The organism is Kitasatospora putterlickiae, assembly GCF_039527695.1.
Taxonomy (GTDB): Bacteria; Actinomycetota; Actinomycetes; order Streptomycetales; family Streptomycetaceae; genus Kitasatospora; species Kitasatospora putterlickiae.
The window spans coordinates 13,499-15,875 of the sequence record NZ_BAAAKJ010000236.1 but is presented as its reverse complement, the minus strand read 5'-3'; the positions used below and the strand labels follow the sequence as shown (position 1 = coordinate 15,875).

Sequence of the window (2,377 nt, the reverse complement as noted above, 5' to 3'; positions counted from 1 at the left end):
GCCCGCCTCACCCGCCGCCCCGGCCGCCGCCGGCTGGGCCGCCGGGACCCGCGCCTACCTGGTGATCAGCGCCCCCGCCGACGTCGCCGCCGCCAAGGCCGCCTTCCCCGGCTGGGCCGCCACCCCGCGCGCCGAGCGCGCCCGGCTGCTGCACGCGATCGCCGACGGCGTGGAGCGGCGGGTCGAGGAACTCGCGCAGGTCGAGACCGCCGACAACGGCGCCCTGCTGCGCTCCCACCGACGCGGCGTGATGCCGCGCGTCGCCCACAACTTCCGCTTCTTCGCCGACTGGCTGCTGACGCTCGGCCACGAGGACTTCGAGACCCGCGGCCACACCAACCAGGTCAGCTGGGACCCGGCCGGCCCGTGCGTGCTGATCACCCCGTGGAACGCCCCGCTGATGCTGGCGACCTGGAAGGTCGCCCCGGCCCTGGCGGCCGGCAACACGGTGGTCCTCAAGCCGGCCGAGTGGTCCCCGCTGACCGCCTCCCTGCTGGCGGACATCGCCGCCGGGGCGGGACTGCCGGACGGCGTGCTCAACGTCGTCCAGGGGCTCGGCGGCGAGGCCGGCGCCGCCCTGGTCTCCCACCCGGACGTGCGCCGGATCAGCTTCACCGGCTCGGTCCCCACCGCCCGGCACATCGCCGGGGCCGCCGCCGCCAACCTCACCCCGGTCAGCCTGGAGCTCGGCGGCAAGTCCCCGCTGCTGGTCTTCGCCGACGCGGACCTCGACCTCGCCGTCGACCTGGCGGTCGAGCAGTACGACAACGCCGGGCAGGTCTGCCTGGCCGCCACCCGGCTGCTGGTGGAGTCCTCGGTCGCCGAGGAGTTCACCCGCCGCTTCGCGGCCAGGGCCGCCGAACTCGTCCAGGGCGACCCGCGCGAGGAGGCCACCGACCTCGGCCCCACCATCCACCGGCGCCAGCTCGACAAGATCGACGGTTTCGTGCGCCGGGCCCTGGACGCCGGCGCCCGCGCCGTGGTCGGCGGCGGCCCCGACACCGCGCGGGGGGACCTCTACTACCGCCCGACCCTGCTGGCCGACGTGGCGCAGGACAGCGAGATCGTGCAGGAGGAGGTCTTCGGACCGGTCCTCACCCTGCAGACCTTCGACACCGAGGACGAGGCGGTGGAGCTGGCCAACGACACCCGCTTCGGCCTCGCCGCCACCCTGGCCACCGGCGACCGGGAGCGCGCCGAGCGGGTGACCGCCCGGCTGGCGGCCGGCACCGTCTGGGTGAACTGCTTCTTCGTGCGCGACCTGCGGGCGCCGTTCGGCGGATCCCGCCACTCCGGCATCGGCCGTGAGGGCGGCACCTGGAGCTTCGACTTCTACTGCGACGTCAAGAACACCGTCACCGCCCCGAAGGGCTGGAGGGACCATGGGTGAGATCGTCGGCGCCGGACTGCTGGCGCACGTCCCCACCGTCGTGCTGCCGGAGGCGATCCGCAGGGAGCTCAACGGGGGCGAGGACTTCACCCTCGTCAGTGGCCTGCGGGAGCTGCGCCGGGAGGTCTTCGAGACCCTCGACTACGACACCGTCGTGGTCCTGGACTCGCACTGGGCCACCACGGTGGAGTTCGTGGTCGCCGCGCAGGACCGCAGGGCCGGGCTGTTCACCTCCGAGGAACTGCCGCGCGGCATGTGCCGGATGCCGTTCGACTACCCCGGTGATCCCGAACTGGCCCGGAGCATCGCCTCGTTCGCCGAGCAGCACGGCACCTGGATCACCCCGATCGACGACGCCTACCTGCCCGTCTACTACGCCACCATCAACCTGTGGAAGTACCTCGGCGAGGGACTGCCCGACAAGCGCTGGGTCACCATCGGCGTCTGCCAGACCGGTGACATGGAGGACCACCTGCGGCTGGGCCGGGCGCTGGCCGACGGCATCGCCGCCAGCGACCGCAAGGTGCTGCTGATCGCCTCCGGCGCCCTCTCGCACACCTTCTGGCCGCTGCGCGAGCTGCGCGACCACGAGTCCGGCGACCCCTCGCACATCTTCACCCCCGAAGCCCGCGAGGCCGACCTGGAGCGGATCGACTGGTTCAAGCGGGGCCGCCACGACCAGGTGCTGCGGACCATGCCGGAGTTCTGGCGGTACAAGCCCGAGGCCCGGTTCTTCCACTACCTGATGATGATCGGCGCGCTGGGCGAGGAGCGCTGCACCGCGCCCGCCCGCCAGTACGGCGCGTACGAGAACTCCATCGGCACCGGCCAGGCCCTGCTCTGGTTCGACCGCCCCGAGGCCGGCTGGACCGGCGCCGACCGCTCCCGCACCACCCCCACCGAGACGGAGTCCGCAGATGCCTGAGTACCGCCGCGTCCTCCTGGACGGCGCCGTCGTCCAGGTCGTCCGGGAGGGCGACGACCTGG

At 73.5% G+C, this 2,377-nt stretch carries 2 protein-coding genes; both read left to right on the top strand.

Annotated elements, in window-relative coordinates:
* Nucleotides 1-1,390, top strand: a 1,390-nt coding sequence (locus ABD308_RS23765; protein WP_344338378.1) for an aldehyde dehydrogenase, incomplete at its 5' end; no start/stop codon positions are given.
* On the top strand, nt 1,383-2,315 hold the full coding sequence (locus tag ABD308_RS23760; RefSeq protein ID WP_344338377.1) for a 3,4-dihydroxyphenylacetate 2,3-dioxygenase: 933 nt from the start codon (nt 1,383-1,385) through the stop codon (nt 2,313-2,315). The genes ABD308_RS23765 and ABD308_RS23760, both read left to right, overlap by 8 nt.
* Nucleotides 2,316-2,377 lie beyond the last annotated feature (62 nt).